This is a genomic window from Robertkochia flava, from assembly GCF_020166515.1.
GTDB lineage: Bacteria > Bacteroidota > Bacteroidia > Flavobacteriales > Flavobacteriaceae > Robertkochia > Robertkochia flava.
The window spans coordinates 289,151-310,125 of record NZ_JAINZT010000007.1; the positions used below are offsets into that span (position 1 = coordinate 289,151).

The 20,975-nt window shown below is 45.2% G+C and carries 13 protein-coding genes and 1 tRNA gene; 7 read left to right on the top strand and 7 right to left on the bottom strand.

The features are described from left to right. Position 1: 1 nt before the first annotated feature. The 4 genes from K7R11_RS12450 to K7R11_RS12465 all read right to left on the bottom strand — a co-directional run bounded on the left by K7R11_RS12450 (position 2) and on the right by K7R11_RS12465 (position 3,037). The gene (locus tag K7R11_RS12450) at positions 2-913 is read right to left on the bottom strand and encodes a septum formation inhibitor Maf (RefSeq protein WP_224491064.1); all 912 of its coding nucleotides are present in this window, start codon (positions 911-913) and stop codon (positions 2-4) included. A 36-nt stretch (positions 914-949) separates the two neighbouring features. Beyond that, a complete protein-coding gene (locus K7R11_RS12455) occupies positions 950-1,543 on the bottom strand; it encodes a Maf-like protein (RefSeq protein ID WP_224491065.1) in 594 nt (197 codons plus the stop codon). A 218-nt stretch (positions 1,544-1,761) separates the two neighbouring features. After that, entirely contained in the window at positions 1,762-2,292 is a 531-nt protein-coding gene (locus K7R11_RS12460; RefSeq protein ID WP_224491066.1) for a KdsC family phosphatase, read from the bottom strand. Further along, positions 2,273-3,037, bottom strand: a complete 765-nt coding sequence (locus K7R11_RS12465; RefSeq protein ID WP_224491067.1) for a Rossmann-like and DUF2520 domain-containing protein — start codon at positions 3,035-3,037, stop codon at positions 2,273-2,275. Before K7R11_RS12465 ends, K7R11_RS12460 begins: the two co-directional genes overlap by 20 nt. Positions 3,038-3,219: 182 nt before the next feature. On the opposite strand from K7R11_RS12465, the gene K7R11_RS12470 reads away from it, so the two are divergent. After that, positions 3,220-6,408 carry a cytochrome c biogenesis protein CcsA gene (locus K7R11_RS12470; RefSeq protein ID WP_224491068.1) on the top strand — a complete coding sequence of 1,063 codons (3,189 nt, stop codon included), beginning with the start codon at positions 3,220-3,222 and terminating at the stop codon, positions 6,406-6,408. A 194-nt stretch (positions 6,409-6,602) separates the two neighbouring features. Here K7R11_RS12470 and K7R11_RS12475 read toward each other — a convergent pair whose 3' ends face one another. Together K7R11_RS12475 and K7R11_RS12480 are read right to left on the bottom strand one after the other, a co-directional pair. Beyond that, positions 6,603-8,120: an aminotransferase class V-fold PLP-dependent enzyme gene (locus tag K7R11_RS12475; RefSeq protein WP_224491069.1), complete on the bottom strand. Its 1,518-nt coding sequence runs from the start codon at positions 8,118-8,120 to the stop codon at positions 6,603-6,605. Continuing rightward, complete coding sequence (locus tag K7R11_RS12480) at positions 8,107-10,239, bottom strand: thioredoxin family protein (RefSeq protein WP_224491070.1); 2,133 nt, start codon at positions 10,237-10,239, stop codon at positions 8,107-8,109. The genes K7R11_RS12475 and K7R11_RS12480 overlap by 14 nt, the downstream gene beginning before the upstream one ends. Before the next feature lie 401 nt (positions 10,240-10,640). Here K7R11_RS12480 and K7R11_RS12485 point away from each other — a divergent pair, with 401 nt between their 5' ends. From K7R11_RS12485 to K7R11_RS12500, 4 genes are all read left to right on the top strand, one after another. Further along, positions 10,641-11,156 (top strand): glutathione peroxidase, encoded by a 516-nt coding sequence (locus K7R11_RS12485; RefSeq protein ID WP_410528200.1) that lies wholly within the window; start codon positions 10,641-10,643, stop codon positions 11,154-11,156. Between the two features lie 16 nt (positions 11,157-11,172). Further along, positions 11,173-12,333 carry a trans-sulfuration enzyme family protein gene (locus K7R11_RS12490; protein ID WP_224491072.1) on the top strand — a complete coding sequence of 387 codons (1,161 nt, stop codon included), beginning with the start codon at positions 11,173-11,175 and terminating at the stop codon, positions 12,331-12,333. 34 nt (positions 12,334-12,367) lie between these two features. Beyond that, entirely contained in the window at positions 12,368-13,090 is a 723-nt protein-coding gene (gene bshB1, locus K7R11_RS12495) for a bacillithiol biosynthesis deacetylase BshB1 (protein ID WP_224491073.1), read from the top strand. 114 nt (positions 13,091-13,204) lie between these two features. Beyond that, positions 13,205-13,280: transfer RNA gene (locus tag K7R11_RS12500), tRNA-His, on the top strand. A 1,260-nt stretch (positions 13,281-14,540) separates the two neighbouring features. Here K7R11_RS12500 and K7R11_RS12505 read toward each other — a convergent pair. After that, positions 14,541-16,094, bottom strand: coding sequence for a M28 family peptidase (locus tag K7R11_RS12505; RefSeq protein WP_224491074.1), 1,554 nt, complete (start codon positions 16,092-16,094; stop codon positions 14,541-14,543). Between the two features lie 220 nt (positions 16,095-16,314). Here K7R11_RS12505 and K7R11_RS12510 point away from each other — a divergent pair, with 220 nt between their 5' ends. Both K7R11_RS12510 and K7R11_RS12515 read left to right on the top strand, forming a co-directional pair. Then, positions 16,315-17,688, top strand: a complete 1,374-nt coding sequence (locus tag K7R11_RS12510) for a TlpA family protein disulfide reductase (protein ID WP_224491075.1) — start codon at positions 16,315-16,317, stop codon at positions 17,686-17,688. 435 nt (positions 17,689-18,123) lie between these two features. After that, positions 18,124-20,931, top strand: coding sequence for a S9 family peptidase (locus K7R11_RS12515; RefSeq protein ID WP_224491076.1), 2,808 nt, complete (start codon positions 18,124-18,126; stop codon positions 20,929-20,931). Positions 20,932-20,975: the final 44 nt, after the last annotated feature.

Genomic DNA, 20,975 nt, shown 5'->3' on the forward strand with positions numbered 1-20,975 from the left:
TTTACAATCCTAAGGCGTGGTAAAGATACGTATCATTTTTTTTGTTCTTCTTCCAGTAGGCAGTTTTAATACGCTTGATTTTTTTAGCCTTGCTTTCCAGCATAACCGGGTTCTCTCCTCCGCTGGGATAGGTGTCTGTCCACGACTGGATCTCGAAAGGGAAGGTATGGGAAAAGGTAATGGCCAGTTGACGCTTTAAGGTGGGATAGGTAAGTGTGTAGGTGTATAAATTATCTTTTTTTCTCAATACGCCCTGCGCATTATAAGCCATGGGTTCTGCGTGCATCAGTCTGAGGTACTCCAGGGAAGGAAGCATTTTAAAAGTACCCTGGGGTAATTTTTCAGGGTCCAGGCGAATAATGGTCCAGATCTCATTTTCCATATGATTGGGTTCAAGTTCCAGGTATTGATCGGCCTCGCCTTCAAAATAGGAATGGGTGAGCAATTCGTAGACCCCGCGGTTATTAAGTTGGCTGTACACCTGACCGCACCACTCCTGTACAGAGGTATTTACCTTAAGTGCGTGCTTATCCCGCTCCAGTGGGAAAAATGTGCTGCTCATTATCGAATACGGATATATACCGGTAAGAAAGCTTTTGGTCTGGTTCAGTTTAAGGACTTTTACCGCGTCGGAGGAGGATTTTTCAGATTTTACCTGATCCTTGGTATCAAAAGGTTCTGTAACGTAGATGAGCACTGCATTGCCTTTTCTGACTTCTCCATACCGGGCCTGTTCCAGGCTGTAGGAGGTGATTTCTGCCTCACCTGCATTCCAGTAATCAGAAAAATTAATAGCCAAATTAAAGGGAATCTCCTTAGGAGCAAAAACACCTTTATTGGATAACCACATAAAGCTGAAAACAAATACCAGCAGAAAAAGGAATCCCAAGAGGAGTAGCCTGGCAGATTTCATGTAGATTTAAGGTTTATAATTGTTTAAATGTACGAATTATTCTCTAATAGCGAGTATTTTCAGATTTTTATAAAGTTCGTCCACCGGAAGGCCAACCACATTGAAATAAGAGCCTTCGATCTTTTCGATGCCTACCTGCCCGATCCATTCCTGTATGCCGTAAGCTCCGGCCTTATCATAGGGTTTGTAATGGTCTACATAAAATTCGATCTCTTCCTGCAGTAATGTTCTGAAAAATACCCTGGTGATAGAATTAACGGTTTTCTGAAGCGAGGGGGTGGTAAAACAAACCGATGTGATCACTTCATGGGTCTGACCTGAAAGGGAACTCAGCATGGCAATAGCCTCTTCACGATCGGAAGGTTTACCAAGAGCTTTTTCCTGATGCCATACAATGGTGTCAGAGGTTATGAGGATGTCTCCTGGCTGTAACTCGGCCTTAAAGGGGAGCGATTTAAGTTGGGCGAGGTAATCAGAGATCTCAAATTTGTACAATCGATCGGGGTAAATCTCCTCCACCGGTTTCAGCCTGATCTCAAAATCCAGGTTGAGGTCCTTCAGAAATTGTTGTCTTCTCGGGGAGCCCGAAGCCAGTATAATATGATGATCCTTGAGTATTTCTTTTAGCATGCTCCTTGATATCTTTATACTAAAATACAAATACAATAAGAACTCTGACTCTTAAAATATAGATCGATATGGGAACGGGTAGCCTTTTGCAGGAGGAGATTTCATGTGTTTCTTCTTCAATATTATGTCAATCACATCCAGGAATGTGGTCAGTATTCGCCAAGTATTTAGATCGCCGTGTTCACTGCCTGCATTGCAGAAACCGCAATTAATCTTAATTAATCGTACCTGGCGTCTTCAGATCGCAGCCATTTCCCCTGAACTCGCATAACTTGTTCTATAATATCTCTTACGCAGCCCTTTCCACCCTTTTTATGAGAAACGTAAAGAGAAAGGTCTTTTATTTCTGCAACAGCATCGTTAGGGCAACAGGGAAGCCCCACCATTTTCATGACATGTATATCCGGAATGTCATCTCCCATATAAACCGTGTTCTCTGATTTGATACCATAAATATCAAAGTATTCGTCCAATTGCTCCACCTTATCACCAACGCCCAGGTAGACATCGGTTACCCCCAGGGCATTCAATCGCTGTTTTACTCCCTGGTTACTTCCTCCGGAAATAATACAGATGTTATATCCCTGTTGAATGGCCGCCTTCATGGCATATCCGTCTTTGGTGTGCATGGTGCGCAGCATCTGCCCGTCTGAGGTGATCTGGATGGTTCCGTCTGTTAATACGCCGTCCACATCAAAAACAAAGGTGGTGATGTGTTCCAGGTACTCTTTATAGCTTTTCTCGCTCATAGGTAGCAATAATTGAAGTCGTTAATGTCTTGTAGATCTCCTCCAGGGAAGATCCCTTTAGTTGAAGCAGCTGCGAATTTAATGTTTTTTGATCATTTCTGCGAGCCGGACCTGTCTGTGCCTCGTAGGGAGGGATATTTTGAATTTTCAGGGCAGTTTCTGATATCAATGGATGAAGAATGTCAAAAGGGATGTCGTGTTCCCTGCAATAGGATTCCCCCAGATAATACAGGTGATTCACAAAATTATTCACCAGGACAGCGGCGAGGTGTAGTCTTTTTCGCTGTTCACTGCTGAGACTGTATACCCTGTCCGAAAGCTCTCTGGCCAGGGCCGTAAGCAGTTCAATATCATCTTCCTTTTCGGCTTCCAGGCAAAAAGGAACCTCAGACCATTCTACAGCTTTATCAGGGCTGAACGATTGAAGGGGGTAAAATACCCCTCTCCGCTGAGCTGCACTTAAAGCAGTCATCGGGATGCTTCCGGAGCAGTGAACCACCAGGCGATTGCGAAAAGGAAGGTCATTGCTAACCTCACCAATGGCATCATCACTTACACAGATCAGGTAGAGATCCGCCGGTAACAACTCTTTCATATCGAAGGTTACCGGACAGGGAAAAGAAGAGGTTTTGAGCTTTCCGTTCCTGCAAAAGATCTGTACGACCTCGAAATTGTCTGTGCCTGCAATGGCTTTGGTAAAGGCCTGCCCTACGTTTCCAAATCCTATGATGACCACCGATTTCATACTGCGAAAATACTATTATAATTTTTTCCAGCCATCAGGATCCGGTAAAACCGGCCAGATCTCCCGGTCAGGCCATGATAACAGGGGCTTATGGAGCATTTAATATATCGATGTTAATATGAGGTTCTTTCTCTTATAAATACACTATTTTTGCACACTGAAATTTCAATCTGTTACCCGTAATGATGGATGCGCTTAAGAAGATACTCTTCTCTACACGTTTGATGGCTATACTATTCGTTGTTTTTGCTACCGCAATGGCATTTGGAACGTTTATAGAAAGCTGGTATAGTACCGAAACTTCCAAGATCTGGATCTACAACAGCTGGTGGTTCGAGGTGATCATGGTATTTTTTGTTATCAATTTCATTGGAAATATCAAGAGATATCGCCTGTGGAGCAAAGACCAGTGGGCGGTGCTTTTGCTACACCTGTCTTTTGTCCTTATTATCCTGGGCGCATTTGTAACCCGGTATATTGGTTTCGAAGGGGTTATGCCCATCAGAGAAGGGAGTAGTACAGATTTTATACTGACCGAGAAAAAATATGTGACGGCGTTTATAGACGGAGAGATCGATGGGGAGCCCAGAAGGCGGGCTTTACAGGATGAGATTATGGTAACCCCCGAGGCTGTCAGTGCCTCCCTGCCTTGGAAGTCAGATTTCAACGGGGAACCTTTTGAGATCAGTTACGCCGGATTTATAGAAGGAGCGGAAGAGGGATTGATCCCATCAGAAGATGGAGATCTTTACCTGAAGATCGTGGAAGCGGGCGGAGGCAACCGCCATGATCATTATTTAAAAAGCGGGGAAGTCGCCAGTATACATAACGTGCTCTTTGCCTTGAATAAACCCACTCCGGGAGCTGTGAATATTACCCTCAATGATTCAGTGAGTACCCTGGAGTCTCCATTTGAAGGCGAGTTCATGAGAATGGCTGACCAGTTAAAGGGGCAGGTGGTGGCCGATAGCGTTCAGCCTTTAATGATGCGTTCGCTCTACAATACAGCGGGAATGCAATTTGTATTTCCCGACCCATTGATCCGCGGTACCTATGGAGTGGTAGAGGCGGAAGAAAAGACCGAGAATCAACAGGATGCCCTGATACTTAATGTTACCTCCGGGGGAAAGACCAGGCAGGTAAAACTTCTCGGTGGAAAAGGTTTTATCAATGATCCGGTAAGCGTGTCATTGGGTGGTCTTGATTTTAACCTCTCATATGGTTCTATCAGGCATCAGTTGCCTTTTTCCATCAAACTCAATGATTTTATAGCAGAGAAATATCCGGGTACCGAAAGAGGGTATTCCTCTTTTATGAGCAAGGTAACGGTAAACGACGATCGCAGTTTTGATTATGACATCTATATGAATCACGTTCTTGACCATAAAGGGTACAGGTTCTTCCAGTCCAGTTTCGATCCGGATGAAAAGGGGACGGTACTTTCAGTAAATCACGATCAATGGGGAACATGGATCACCTATATCGGGTACTTCTTACTCTATCTCGGATTGATGGGGATCATGTTCTTCGGAAAGACCAGGTTTAAAGATCTGGGCGTTCTCCTGGAAAAGGTAAAGGCTAAAAAGCAGGCCATGGCAGTTGTTTTCCTTTTGTTCGCCTTCCAGGTAGCCGGTGCCCAGAACCAAGCCGAACAGGATCATGACCATACGGGGCACGATCATGAGGAAACCGCTATGATCATGCCTACACAGGCCCAGGTCGATTCGCTGTTACAAGCTACCAGGGTGAGTAAGGAGCATGCCGCTAAATTTGGGAAATTAGTGATCCAGGATGAGCGAGGGCGAATGAAGCCGGTGAATACGTTTGCCTCTGAGCTTCTGCGAAAATTGAGCAAGAGTAACGATTTTAAGGGGATGGACGCTAACCAGGTCGTGTTATCGATGCTTCAGAACCCCGGACTTTGGTATAATGTGGATTTTATCTATATCACCAAAAAGAATGACAGCATCCGCAAGATCATTGAGGTACCTGAAGACCAGAAATTCGTAAAGGCGGTTGATTTCTTTGATGGAACCTCCTATCGTCTTTCCGGATATCTTCAGGAGGCCTATGCAACGAATACACCCAACCAGTTCCAAAAAGGGTTCAGGGAATTCGATCTGAAACTGGGCTTGCTTAACCAGGCATTAGGAGGGGACATTCTCAGGATTTATCCCTTACCCGGAGACGAAAACAATAAATGGGTGTCTGCTCCCGAGTTTGCCAAAGGGGAGTTTACCGTTAAAGATTCGCTATATGCCAACTTTATTAAAAACTCACTCCCATTTTATGTGATGAGTTTGCGTAAGGCCAGAGTCACAGGCGATTACAGCGAAGCTGATAATATACTTCAGGCTCTGCACAGAAATCAGGAGAATTACGGGTCAGAGGTTATGCCTAGTACCACCAAGGTGGAGACAGAGATCCTTTACAACGAGGTGAACCTGTTTGAAAAACTTCTGGTGTATTATATGCTGTTCGGGGTGGTTATGTTTGCCCTGATTATTCTCCAGATCTTCCGGGATGCGAAATGGATACGCTGGGCGATACTCGCCATGAAAGGAGGTATCTTTTTACTGTTCCTGCTGCAAACGGCCGGATTAGGCGTGCGTTGGTACATTAGTGGCCATGCTCCCTGGAGCGATGCTTACGAGAGTGTACTGTATGTTGCGTGGAGTACGATGGCACTCGGACTGGCCTTTGCAAGAAAGAGTGATCTTACCATTGCGGCTACCGCATTTGTAACGGCGATCATACTTTTCGGGGCCCATATGAACTGGCTCGATCCGGCTATTGCCAATCTACAGCCCGTACTTGACAGTTACTGGTTAATGATACACGTGGCGGTTATTGTGGGGAGTTATGGGCCGTTTACCCTCGGGATGATTCTCGGAGTGGTTTCCCTGTTTCTTATGATCTTTACCACCTCTTCCAATAAAAAGAAGATGGAACTGAATATCCAGGAGTTGACCGTTATTAATGAACTTGCCTTAACAGTAGGGCTGGTTATGCTTACCATTGGTAACTTCCTCGGTGGACAATGGGCTAATGAGAGTTGGGGTCGCTATTGGGGTTGGGACCCTAAAGAAACCTGGGCCCTGATCAGTATCATGGTGTATGCCTTTGTAATTCATATGCGCCTGGTCCCCGGACTCAGAGGTCGTTGGGCGTTTAATTTTGCAAGTATCGTGGCCTTCGCCAGTATTATGATGACCTATTTTGGGGTTAATTTTTACCTGACCGGTCTGCATTCTTATGCCAGTGGAGATAAGGTGATCACCCCAACCTTTGTGTGGTATTCTGTGGTCTTTGTGATCATTCTGGGTGCCGTGAGTTTCTGGGCTTACAGGAGGAACTACAGGAAAGTATGATAATTTGATATTGTAAAATATAATTAGAAAAGGACTGCTGAAAAGCAGTCTTTTTTTTTACCATTTAGGATAGTTCAATAGCAATGAGAGGAAGACAGAGGTGATATTGCGATAAAAAGAAAAGAGCCGGAAAAATGATTTTCTCCGGCCCCCTGTGTATATGTTTTAATAGCCTTGACGGCTATGAGTAACGGTTATGAAAACCATTCCTGTACCAATATCTTTTCTGAGCAAGGATCGTTCTTATGGCGATACTCATTGCCTGCAGCATCGTAATGGTAGTCTTTACCCCATTCCTTGTAATTTGCCGCAACAGCCGCTATGGCCTCACAGATGAAATCTGCTTCGGCATTCGTCATGGTAGGGTGAATAGACATTCTGATCCATCCCGGACGCTCTATAAAACATCCTTCCAGGATCTTCTTTTCAATGGCCTTTGAGGTATTCTGGTCAACATTTAGCAGGAAGTGGCCATAGGTACCGGCGCAGGAACATCCGCCACGGGTTTGAATACCGTAACGGTCATTGAGCAGCTTAACTATGAGGTTAAAATGTACATTTTCAATAAAGAAGGAGAAGATCCCTAATCGATTTGTATGCTGCCCGGCAAGGATATGCAGGTTACTGATCTTTTTAAGTTTATTGAAGATCCTGTCGTTGAGTTCATGCTCTCTGTCAAGAATATTTTTTATTCCCATCTGTTCCTTCAGCCGGATACAAAGGGCGATCTTAATAGCCTGGAGAAATCCGGGGGTTCCTCCGTCTTCTCTTGATTCGATATCGTCAACATAGTCGTGATCTCCCCAGGGATTGGTATAGGTTACCGTACCTCCTCCCGGATTGTCGGGGATCATGTTTTTATACAGCTTTTTATTGAAGATCAGAACCCCTGAAGTACCGGGTCCTCCCAGGAATTTGTGAGGGGAAAAGAAAATGGCATCCAGGTACTCATCTTCGTTTTGAGGGTGCATATCAATGCTTACATAAGGAGCTGAGCATGCAAAATCAACAAAACACAGTCCGTTGTATTTATGGATGAGCCCGGCGATCTTATGGTAATTCGTGGTAATCCCGGTTACATTGGACGCTGCGGTAACAGAGGCGATCTTAATAGGGTGGTCCTGGTGTTCCTGAAGTAACTTTTCAAAACTGTCCAGGCAGATAAGTCCATCCTCATCACAAGGTATTACCTTAACCCTGGCTATGGTTTCCAGCCAGGATGTCTGGTTGGAATGATGTTCCATATGGGATACAAATACCAGGGGTCTTTTTTCTTCCGGAACTTCTGTATGGTCTTTTAGGTTTTCAGAGACCTTGAGTCCAAGGATCCTTTGAAACTTGTTTACGGCACCGGTCATTCCGGAACCAGTGGTAATGAGCACATCATCTGCATTTGCATGAACATGCTTTTTTATGATGTTACGCGCCTCGTGATAGGCGTGGGTCATGGAGGATCCGGTAAAGGTGGTTTCTGTATGAGTGTTGGCTACAAACGGGCCGATATCATTCAGGAACTTCTCTTCAATATCTCTGTATAATCGTCCGCTGGCAGTCCAGTCAGCATAGATCAGTTTCTTTTCCCCAAAAGGGGTGGTTATGGTTTTGTCTATTCCGAGGATACGATTCCGAAAAGGCTCGAAATAGTGTTCCAGGTCCTGATTCTTGTTACTTTTTGGGGCAGGGTGCTCAGGGCGTTGTTTAAAATTTGCCAATGCCTTCCTGTAGCCAGTTGTAATACTCTTCAACATTTGGATTGTAAGCTGAGGGTTCAGTTAAATTTTCTTCATTATGGTCAATAAGCACGTAAAAGGGCTGTGCATTTGCATTGTAGCGCAGTTCCTGGAATTCGCTCCACTTCTGGCCGATATTGCGAAACTTGCGGCCTGTCTTTTTTGAGATGTTTTCTTCCCCGTCAGGCAGTTCCCTTTTATCATCAACGTACAAAGATACCAATACTATGTCATTGTTCAATACTTCCAGTACATTTGGGTCCGACCAAACGTTGTCTTCCATCTTCCTGCAGTTAACACAGGCATGTCCTGTAAAGTCGATCAGTACCGGTTTATTTACTTTTTTGGCATAGGCGAGCCCCTGGTTGTAATCGTGGAAACTTACGATATCGTGTGGTCCCAGGTGGGCGCCTTCGGGTAACTCGTCATGACCGGCGGTTGAATTTCCGCCTTTAGAATTGCCTACACCATATGGCGATTCTGAATAATTGATCGGTGGCGGAAATCCGCTAATGAGTTTTAATGGCGCTCCCCATAAACCGGGGATGAGGTATACCACAAATGTGAGTACCAGGAGTCCTAATCCCAGTCGACCTACCGAAATATGAGTAAGGGGAGAGTCGTGTGGTAACTGGATCTTCCCGAAAAGGTAAAGGGCCAGGGCTCCGAAGATGGCGATCCAGATGGCCAGGAATACCTCTCTTTCCAGCCAGTGTAATTGCAATACCAGGTCGGCATTGGATAAAAATTTAAAAGCCAGGGCAAGCTCGAGGAATCCCAGTACCACCTTTACGGTGTTGAGCCATCCACCGGATCTTGGCAGGGAATTAAGCCATCCCGGGAATGCTGCGAACAGGGCAAAGGGGAGAGCTAATGCAAGAGAGAATCCAAGCATTCCCACAATAGGGGCAATGCCCCCTTTTGATGCGGCTTCTACAAGCAAGGTACCTACTATAGGACCGGTACAGGAAAAGGACACAATGGCCAGGGCTAAAGCCATGAAAAGGATACCGATCACGCCTCCTTTCGTAGACTGGGAATCCACCTTATTTGCCCATGAACTCGGAAGTGTAATTTCGAATGCCCCGAGAAAGGAAATTGCGAAAACCACCAGTAACAAAAAGAATATGATATTAAAGGTAACATTGGTGGATAACCTGTTCAGGGAATCGGCCCCGAATACGGCTGTAACCAGGGTGCCGAGCAGTACGTAGATCGCAATGATCGAAATACCGTAAAATATAGCGTTTCTTATTCCCGCAGATTTACTTTTACTCTGCTTGGTAAAGAAGCTTACCGTTAAGGGGATCATTGGAAATACACAAGGGGTGAGCAATGCGGCAAACCCTGAAAGGAAAGCGATAATGAAGATGCTGGTCAGGCCTCTCTTTTCCCCGGATTTTCCCAGGGGTTTCGATTCTGCGGCAATTTCACTTTTTGAAGTTTGGGTTAATTCTTCCGATTCAGTGCTCACGGGAGTTCTTTCCCCGATCAGGGCCTCAGTTGTGGTCGCCACCGGCTCTGATGCTTCTTCTTTGGCCGCTGAGTCTTCCGCTTGCTTTTCTTCAGTGGCAGGCGTATTACTTTCTGCTTGCTTTGCAGGAGTTGAGGTGGTTTGTGCTTTGGCTGGCTCCGGTTTTGCCGGAGCAGCGTATTTGGCATTTACCGGGAATTCCAGGGTTACGTAATTCGGAGGCAAACACCGCTCGTCGTCACATACCTGAAATTCAACCTCTGCTGTGATTACATCCACATCGCCTGAGATCTTTATGCGTTGTCTGAATTCGGCCTCATCGGAAAAATATTTTATAACGGTTTCCCAGGTATTGTCAAATTCTTCGTGACCCTCAGGTTCTGATGTAGCACCTTCCAGGCTGTAATTCTCATTTGTTTTGAAGGTAAATACGGTAGGTAGTGGCCCGTCTTCAGGCACGTTTTGCGAATACAGGTGCCACCCCATATCTATGGTTGCTCTGGAAACCAGGTCGTATTCATTGTCTGAAACCTTTTCCACAGAGGTGCTCCAGCTCACCGGATCCAGGATCTGGGACTGAACCAGGGAGGAAAGGATTAAAAACAGTCCTAAAAATAAATTTCTCATAGTATGTAGTTAGTAAGTCGTTGCAAATCTAAAAGGGTTGGAGGGCTTTACCCCAACCCTTAACATCTTTTTTTGAAAAAACTATAACACAAATTCAGGTTTCAAAGGGAAAATTCTACCCGGAAATCGCTAATTCGAATCATTTTAATGACGCCTGAAAATGGCGATACACTTATAATCTCAAGTTAAAAGTTTGTTAAACGATTCTAAGATCTGTGCTGTATCTAAGAAATAGCCTGATTTCAGGGCTTTAGTTTTAATTTTTAAGGCAGGGGGCGAAATGCGTGATTATTGATTAAATTGGCGCTAAAAAAGAATAACCTATGAAAAAATTATTTACGGTTGCAATGATGATCATTTTATCCGGTTGTAAGGACAATTCTGCAGAATCGGCAACTATTATGGCGGCTAATAATGAAATTGAACCCGTTGCTCAGCAAAAGAACGTTTATGGATTTGAAGTTGAGGATATCAATGGGGAGCTCTTTAAGTTCTCCGATCTGAAGGGAAAGAAAATAATGATTGTAAATACGGCAAGTAAATGCGGTCTTACGCCTCAATACGAGCAACTTCAGGAATTATATGAAACTTACGGGGGAGACGATTTTATCATTGTAGGCTTCCCGGCGAACAACTTCGGGAATCAGGAGCCCGGAACCAATACGGAGATTGCAGAATTCTGCTCCCTGAATTTTGGGGTAAGTTTCCCGATGATGAGTAAGATCTCGGTTAAGGGAGAGGACATGCACCCGGTCTACAGGTTTTTAACCCAAAAATCTGAAAATGGGGTGATGGACTCTGAGGTGACCTGGAACTTTCAGAAATATCTTATTGATGAAGATGGTACCCTGGTTGCTGTAGTAGACCCTCAAACCCTGCCTACAGATCCAAGTATTACGGAATGGATTTTAAAATAACCCCTCAATCAGCTTTATGAAAAAAGGCATCAACACCATTTGCACACATACCGGAGAATTAAAGGACGATACTTTTAAAGGAGCGGTATCTCCATTGTATATGTCAACCTCCTATGCCTATGAGGAGGTGTCGGAGAAACGGTATCCGCGGTATTTTAATACTCCCAATCAGCAGGCCCTCTCCAAAAAGCTGGCAGCTCTTGAAAAAACGGAAGCCGCTCTTGTGTTCGGCAGCGGCATGGCTGCAGTAAGTACTGCATTACTTGCTTTTCTTTCTAAGGGAGATCATATCGTCCTTCAGAAAACACTTTACGGAGGGACCTTTAATCTTGTTGTGGAAGAATTTGAGCATTTCGGTATCGAATACAGTTTTACCAAGGGGTTAAGCCGGGAAGATTTTGAAAAGGAGATCCGGGAAAATACCCGGGTTATTTATGCCGAGACCCCTTCCAATCCGTTACTCACCATAACCGATCTGAGGATGGTGGGAGTTTTGGCCAGGGAATACAACCTGGTTTCTATGGTCGACAATACATTTGCCTCTCCCGTAAACCAGAATCCTGCAACCCTGGGGATCGATGTGATCATTCACAGCGCTACCAAATACCTGGGTGGGCATAGTGACATTCTGGCCGGGGCAGTGTGTGCATCTGAGGCACATATAGAAAGAATTTTTTCATTGGGTAAAAATCTTGGCGGCAGCCTGAGCGATTATACGGTTTGGCTCCTGGAGCGAAGTATAAAAACCTTGGGTATCCGGGTCAAGGCTCAGAATAAAAATGCCCGAAAGATGGCCAGGTTTCTGGAAAAACACCCTGCCATAGCCAGGGTGTATTATCCGGGGCTTAAGCATCACCCCGACCACAGGATCGCCTGCGAACAGATGTCGGACTTTGGTGGAATGCTTTCCTTTGAGTTTGACCCGTCGGTAGATCAGGTGAGTTTTCTAAAACATTTAAAGCTCATTAAACCTTCCATGAGTCTTGCGGGGGTAGAGAGTACCATTCTTTCTCCTGCAAAAACTTCTCATGCCTTATTGTCGGAGCAGGAAAGGGCAGACCAGGGGATCTCTGACCGGCTCTTGCGCTTTTCGCTGGGTATTGAAGATAAAAGCGATTTGATCGAAGACATCGAGCAGGCGCTTCAGGCTGTGGGATGGGGAGTAGAGGTCAATTAAGGAATCTTCCCTATTTTTGTTTAAAAATTTATATATGAAGTTGGATATACTGGCTATCGGGGCTCACCCGGATGATGTGGAATTAGGATGTGGAGCTACCCTGGCCAAAGAGATTGCCAATGGTAAAAAGGTAGGGATCATTGATCTTACCCGCGGGGAATTAGGAACCAGGGGCACAGCAGAGATCCGCGACGAGGAGGCTGCAGAGGCTGCTCGCCGGCTTGGGGTAGTAGTTCGTGAAAACCTGGAATTTGCCGATGGTTTCTTTGTGAACGATAAAGCACATCAACTGGAGGTCATTCGGATGATCCGGAAATACCGTCCTGAAATTGTTTTATGCAATGCTATTGACGACAGGCATATCGATCATGGGAAAGGGAGCAAGCTGGTAAGCGATGCGTGTTTTCTAAGCGGATTGCGAAAGATCGATACCAAGTTTGATGGCGACGATGAGTGGCAGGAACCCTGGAGACCCAAGAGGGGTTATCACTATATCCAATGGAAACCTATTGAGCCGGATTTTGTCATGGACGTCAGCGGATTTATGGAGGCTAAAATGAATGCCATAGAGGCCTATGCTTCCCAGTTCTACGACCCTAAGAGTAATGAGCCAAGTACACCTATCAGTTCGAAGAATTTCTTTGACAGTTTGGATTACAGAGCACGCGATCTCGGTCGTTTAATAGGGGTGGAGCATGCGGAAGGATTTACCACAGAACGCTATGTGGCTGTTAAGCAGCTGGATGATCTGATATAGGGGGATGCGGAAGGAGATCGGACTAAATTTTTTTAAAAAAATATTTGGCAAAAAGAGATAAAATAAGCTACATTTGCACTCGCTTTGCCACTTGGCAGAGCAAGCGCAACAAATGGTGGTTGTAGCTCAGCTGGTTAGAGCGCTGGATTGTGGTTCCAGAGGTCGCCGGTTCGAACCCGGTCTTCCACCCAATAAAGCCTTCAGAGAGATCTGAGGGCTTTTTTTGTACCCGAACGTGAAAAGCTCGCTTTTCTAAGTGAGTGGTACAAAAAAAGCCCCGGCGCCTGCAGGGCGCTGAAGGCTTTATTAGCAGGTTTCCCTCTGTCGGCTCAGCGACCGAAGGGAGCTAACCCGGTAGTTTGTTTGAAAAATATGATGTTGCCCCGAAAGCCTGACTGTCGTCAGACAGGCTCGCTTTTCTAAGTGAGTGGTGCAAAAAAAGCCCCGGCGCCTGCAGGGCGCTGAAGGCTTTATTAGCAGGTTTCCCTCTGTCGGCTCAGCGACCGAAGGGAGCTAACCCGGTAGTTTGTTTGAAAAATATGATGTTGCCCCGAAAGCCTGACTGTCGTCAGACAGGCTCGCTTTTCTAAGTGAGTGGTACAAAAAAAGCCCCGGCGCCTGCAGGGCGCTGAAGGCTTAATTAGCAGGTTTCCCTCTGTCGGCTCAGCGACCGAAGGGAGCTAACCCGGTAGTTTGTTTGAAAAATATGATGTTGCCCCGAAAGCCTGACTGTCGTCAGACAGGCTCGCTTTTCTAAGTGAGTGGTACAAAAAAAGCCCCGGCGCCTGCAGGGCGCTGAAGGCTTAATTAGCAGGTTTCCCTCTGTCGGCTCAGCGACCGAAGGGAGCTAACCCTGTAGTTTGTTTAGAAAACATGATGTTGCCCCGAAAGCCTGACTGTCGTCAGACAGGCTCGCTTTCTAAGTGAGTGGTACAAAAAAAGGCCCCGGCGCCTGCAGGGCGCTGAAGGCTTTATTGAGGGCCGAGCGTTTTAAAAAGGTCCGCCGGACCTTTTTATCGAAGGAGCCAGGCGGCGAGTTGGCAAATGCAGCTTTCATGAACCATCCCGACCTGGGGCCACCCCTCCTTAAAAAGGAGGGGTATTTCACTACATTAAAGGAAGAGTTGTTGTGCTATTGCAGCTGACAGATCAATATATTTTAAAATTAAAAAGGCTCCCCGCCCTGGACAGGGAGGGGTGGATCAAGGCGTAGCCTTGAGTCGGGGAGGGTTGATGGGTAATCTCCGGGAACTATCCCGTTTCATATACCCATCGCCCCGGCTGGCCCCTTAAGGGGAAGGAGTCAACACCTCCCGATGGTCATCAGAAGGCGTTGACGGATGATGACTCCCCGCCAAGAAAACTTTCTAATGGCATAAAAGCCTATTAATGGGAAATACATTCACCACCTTATCACACAAAAAAGCCCCGCAATTGCGGGGCTTTTTCCTTATTCGATCTCGGCCTTATCGACCTCCAGGCGTTCGGGCCTGTTGGCGATCTCCCAGGCGGTGTGAAACACCAGCTTGGCCCTGTTGGCAAGCAGATCGTAATTGATCTTGTCCGGCGTATCGCTCGGCTGGTGATAATCATCATGAGTTCCGTTGAAGTAAAAGATCACGGGGACATTATTCTTCGCAAAATTGTAATGGTCGCTTCTGTAGTAAAAGCGATTGGGGTCATTCTTATCGTTATAGGTGTAATCCAGTTCAATATTGGTATAGGTTCGGTTCACCTCTTCTGACAGTTCATGAAGATCGGTACTGAGTTTGTCTGACCCGATCAGGTAGATATAATTCCGGTTTCCTTCCCGTTTAGGGTCAATACGACCGATCATGTCGATATTGAGATCGGCTACTGTATTTTCGAGGGGGAAAACGGGGTTAGAGGTATAGTATTCTGATCCAAAGAGCCCTTTCTCTTCTCCCGTTACATGGAGAAATACTACCGAACGCTCCGGACCGTTTCCTTCTTCTGCAGCTTTTTTAAAGGCTTCAGCAATTTCAAGGATGGCTACGGTACCACTTCCATCATCATCAGCACCGTTATAAACCTCTCCGTTGCTGTTTACCCCCACATGATCCAAATGGGCAGAGATTACCAGGAATTCATCCGGTTTGCTTTTCCCTTTAATATAGGCTACCACGTTGTTGGCAATTACCTCTTCACTGTTATTATCTCCTTCCACCTTAAGGCTTATGGCCTCCTCCAGGTTGGCATTTTGAGGGTAAAGGTCCTGAAGCAGACTTTCGGAGGCAAAAAGAATGTTCTTGTTGGCCACATCATCTGCCAGGCTTAATTGCCCGCCGTGATCAGCGTTTTTCATGTATTCATATCTCCTCTGAAGACGACTTTTAAATTCGTCGTCGAGGTAGATCACTGCTTCTGCTCCCTTCTCGAAAGCGATCTCTATCCTGGTTTCCAGGGTTTCTCTCCAGTTGCTCCAGTCACTTTTTTCAGTGCTGCCGGTAATAACGTAGGTACCATCTGTTTGCTTCGGCTCCCCGGCTTTGATGATCACCGCCTTACCGCTAACATCCAGACTCGCATAATCCGAGTACTTTTCAGTTTCGATGCCATACCCCGCAAACACGGCCTGGAGTTCTCCATTGTATAAGCCTGAAGCCGTAAAAATATCCTTGCCGATAGTCAGTTTGTTATCTTGTAAATATACCGATCCGGTTGGCAGGGCATACCTCATCAGGGGTACGGGCTGCAGGTAATCCTGGTTTCCTCTCGCAGCTGCAATTCCCATTTCTTTATAAGCATTACTCAGGTAATCTGTTGCCATTTTTTCACTCTCCGTACCGGTGTCGCGACCCTTGAATTCGTCTGACGCGTACGTGAAAAGGTGTTCCTTGAGCTCCTCCTCAGTGATGGTATTGGCATAAGTAACCGGAGAAACTTCTTCTTTGGAAGCAGGGGCCTGCTGGGCTGCTACATTTTGCTGGGCACTGTTACATGCTGCAAGGAGCAGCGCTCCTGCATAAAGCGCTATTTTCATAGAATTGTTTTTTTTGGTTTCGTTCTTTCGCCAAATATAGTATAAGTTGAGGGAAGTGATTCCCATCCGTATAAACTTTAGAGCAATCGACACTCCCAAATTAAAATGTTACGATATATTTCTAAATTTTAGATTTCTTTTAAGGAAAAGAAAAAAAATATTATTTATTCTTGAAGGTTTGTAAAATTTCATAGCATTATAAAAACCGAATAAGCAATTAATGAAAAAAACACTTTTTGTACTTGGATTAGCCGTACTCACCCTGGGCTGCAAGCAGGAATCGAAAGTAGATTATGCCATCTTGGAAGGTAATATCTCTAACTTTAAAGGAAAGGAACTGGCGATAAACGATTTGTCCGGAGCCTTCAGGGGTAAGATTACTCTCAAAGAGGATGGTAGCTTTATCGATACCCTGAAATCCGCCTCCGGTACTTACATGCTTAGTGATGGTAAAAATAAAATGCAGTTTTACCTGGAAGAGGGAGATCGTTTAAAAGTTAATTACGACGCAGCCAATTCCGCAACCCTTACTTTTGATGGTTCTGCCGCTGCAACTGCTACCTATTATGAGGCTAAGAAAAAGAAATCCCAGGACCTGGAGGTCGGAGCTCAGAATATCTATACCCTTGATGAAGAGGCCTTTCTTGCCACTTTAAATGAGGTTAAAAAAGCACATCAGGACCTGTTAACCGCCTCTACCAGTCTTTCTGCTTCCTTTAAAAATCTGGAAGAGGCCAATATCAATTTCGAATACCTGAACCAGGTGAATAATTACGAGCTTTACCACGGGTATTATACCAATAACAGAGAATTCAAGGCTTCCGAAAAGATTCACGCTCTGCTGAAGGAGGTTAACATGGGAGATCCTGAGGCATATCGTTTTTCGACGGCCTATAAAAGCCTGCTAACAGGGACTTACAATCAAAAAGCAGCAGAATTGGTGGAAAAGGATTCCTTACCACAACCGCTGGCTTTGCTTAAGGCTATTTCGGAAAACCCGAATGATGGTATTAAGAACAATCTGTTGTTCGAAAATGCAAAGGTATATCTGTCTTACTCCGAAGAGCCGAAAACGTATTTTGAGTTTTATATGGCGAATGCTACCGATGAGGAGCAAAAGGCAGAGATCAGGAAGGATTATGAGAAGTTGATGACCCTGTCTGAGGGGAATCCTTCTCCTGAATTTACTGATTATGAAAATTATGCGGGTGGCACTACCTCTCTCGAAAATCTGAAAGGAAAATATGTATATATAGATGTATGGGCAACCTGGTGTGGTCCCTGTAAGCGGGAGATTCCTTTCCTGAAAACGCTGGAGGCTGATTATCACAACAGGAACATTGAATTCGTCAGTATCTCTATTGACAGCAGGGAAGATCACGACAAATGGCAGAAGATGGTAGCTGATCTTGAGCTTGGAGGTGTGCAGTTATTTGCCGATAACGACTGGGAATCGCAATTCATTCAGGATTATATGATCAAGGGGATCCCAAGATTCATTCTGCTTGATCCACAGGGAAATATAGTGAACAGCAATGCGCCAAGACCTTCTTCTGACGAAATTCGCAATGTATTTGAAACCCTCGAAATGTGATCGGGTTCAAAAATTCATATTTAAAAGACCTGCTTTTCAGCAGGTTTTTTTTATGTCCTGCTCCGATCATTCTCTTCCTGAAAATGAAGTGCGGTTTGCGAGGTTTATATCGCAGGTTTAACTGCTGATCTCCAAAGGAGGATCATCCGGGGAAGTAGCGTGGAATGAGGCCTTAATTTCCTGAATTCGGTACAAAGTTCAAAAGGCTAACCGCCTGGTTAATAATCGATTAACTGCCTATTCAATAGGATGAAATACCCTTGTTAACTTAATATTACACGTATTATTCTGTCTTTAAGGTATTTATAATCATAAAATTCAATTTTTTTCTCTTAAAATTTGATAATTATTTTTCAGGTTTTATTTCCCTTGTTATCTTGCAGCTGTCTGAAAATCAACGTATTGATTTTTGGATGTAACCCAAACCTTAACATCATGAACATTTACTTAAAAGAACACCGTTTACGGGTGGTACTTTCCCCTGTTTTTTTATGGATACTTTTTCTTTGTTCAGCCGGTTTAATCGCACAGGACCATACTGAAGAAGCACTTAAACCTCTGACCCCTTCCGATTACGGAAAGTGGGAAAGCGTTAGGGGTGCGGAATTCTCAGAAAATGGAAATTGGTTAGCCGTGATCAAAGGTACTAATGAAGGAGATCGTTCCCTGATCCTGAACGATCTTAGATCGGGAGAAGAGATGATCTTTAATGATGTGAATGGGATTGAATTCTCTCCTGACAGTCACTGGGCAATTTTAAGAAGGACTCTTCCGGGTAAGGAAATGCAACGCATCAGAGAGGTAAATGGAAAGGTTGAAGCCCGTGCCTGGCTATACGGTCTCAATACTAAGGATACTGTTGCCTTGAATAACCTGAAGAGTTATGAGTTTAGCTCGGATGGGGCCTACCTGGCGCTTACCAGGAATAAGGATCACGGAAATGCCCTGGTGATTAGAAATATCAGGACCGGGAAGGAAATTAGTTTCGGAAATGTACATGGTTTTGAATGGAACAATCAGAGTAACCTGATCCTCTTCAAGGTCGAGAATCATAATGGAGATAATGAAATTCAACTTTACGACCCGGCATCGGGAACCATAAAACTACTGGATAATCATGAGCATGACTATACCGTGATGCGTTGGATTGAAGGTTCCAATGATGCCTTAGTGGTGAAGCAACGTGTTAATGAGGCCTATGAAGAGTCTTCTCATGATGTGATACTTTTAAAAGGACTTGATAAGGAATCTTATAATGTAGTGAGTTTCGAACCTCATAGGCAGGACATCCTGGCGGAAGATATGCGGGTCCTGGCTGATGATATCGTATTGGCCAAAAACAACAGCAGGTTGTATTTCAGCATTCATAAACGCACATCTAAATTTAATAAGGCCCCAGAGGAAACCCTGGACACTGCAGTGGTAATGAATGAAGACCACAATGAAGCGATCCGCCCGGTATATTACAACAAACATGACGAGGCACCGGACCTTCAGATCTGGCATAGCAAGGACCCTGTCCTGGTTCCGGCTCAGCATTTGTCAGGAATGAATGGTTTTGAAACTCCTAAGACGGCAGTATGGGATTTTCAAAAGGAAAGCCTCACTGTACTGCAGGGGGATATCCTGGAGAAGATCAATGTTACTGAAGAAGGGGAGGTTTTTCTGGGGTACGACGAAACTCCCTACAGGAAGGAAGTGATGTTTGGCAGGCATTTTTATGATGTGTATGCGTTAGACCCCCTAAATGGACAAAAGTCAAAGCTGGTTGACAGGGTCAGTAAGTATTATGAACTGAGCCCGGATAGCAGGTACTTTGTATACCTTAAAGAGGATGCTCTTTTTCTTTATGATATTAAAACCGGGGAGGTCAGAAACCTCACTGCGGGTATCGATGCAGATTTTATAGACCACCACAATGACCATCCGTTGCCCCAGAAACCGGCATTTGGATTTGCAGGTTGGGCAAAGGGAGGCAGATCGTTTCTCCTGAATTCGGAATTTGATGTATGGCAATTCTTTACGGATGGAAGGGCGCCCCGAAGGCTTACCCAGGGGAAGGAAAGTGAGAACATTTACAGGCTGGATTTTACGGCTAAGGACGATGGTTTTGTCATGGTGAATAAACCGTTGTTTTATCAGGTAGAAGGAAAATGGACGAAGCAGACCGGGTATGCTTCAGGGAAACCCGGATCAGCGGTAACGGTCCATATTCTGGAGGATGCCAGTATCCGGAGGATTGCCCGAAATGAAGACACCGGGCAGATGGTATTCGTGCGGTCTTCCTACGATATTCCCGGGGATGCCTATTACACATCAGATAACTTTAAAACCCAAAAACAGCTCACCTTTATCAATGAGTTTCAGGAGGAGTACCAGTGGAGCAAGGCCGAACTGGTAGATTTTAAAACCTCCCAGGGTAACCGGTCTCAGGGGGTATTGTACTTCCCGGCGAATTATGTTCCCGGGAATAAGTATCCGATGATTACCTATGTATACGAAAAGTTGTCTCATGGTTTACATAACTATATGCAGCCTTCAGAGAACGATTACTACAATACGTTGCTGTGGGTGCAATCCGGTTATTTCGTATTCAAACCTGATATGGAATTTGAAGCAGGGAATCCCGGGGTTTCTGCAGCCAGAACACTGGAGAACGCTGTTGCTGCCGTAGTGGAAAAGTGGGATGTGGATGCTGATAAAGTTGGACTGATCGGTCATTCCTGGGGAGGATACCAGGCCGGTTTCGTACCTACCCAAACCGATATCTTTGCGGCCACTGTGGCCGGAGCCGGATTAACAGACCTGATAAGTATGAACCTGGCCATCACCCCTGCCTTTGGTTGGCGGCCTGAAAATGATCATTTCGAGGTAGGACAGGAGCGTATGGAAGTGGCTCCATGGGTAGCTCCGGATAAATATGTAGCGAATTCTACTGTAATGCAGGTGGATAAACTCAATACCCCGGTGATGTTCATGGTGGGAGATGCTGATGCCAATGTAAACTGGTCTCAGGGAGTGGAATATTATAATGCGGCCAGAAGGGCCGGTAAGGAATTTGTGTTGCTGGTGTATCAGAATGAAGGGCATAGTCTGAGCAGAAAGAAGAATCAGATCGATTACCAGCAGCGCATCCTCAAATGGTTTGATTACCATCTGAAGGGGCAGCAGCCCGAAGATTGGATGATTAACAGTATTCCATATTCCGATCAGAAAGAGCGCCTCGAGGAGTGGAATAAATAAAGCATGGTTAATGGGTTAATTTGATGATCGCTACCCGTAAAACA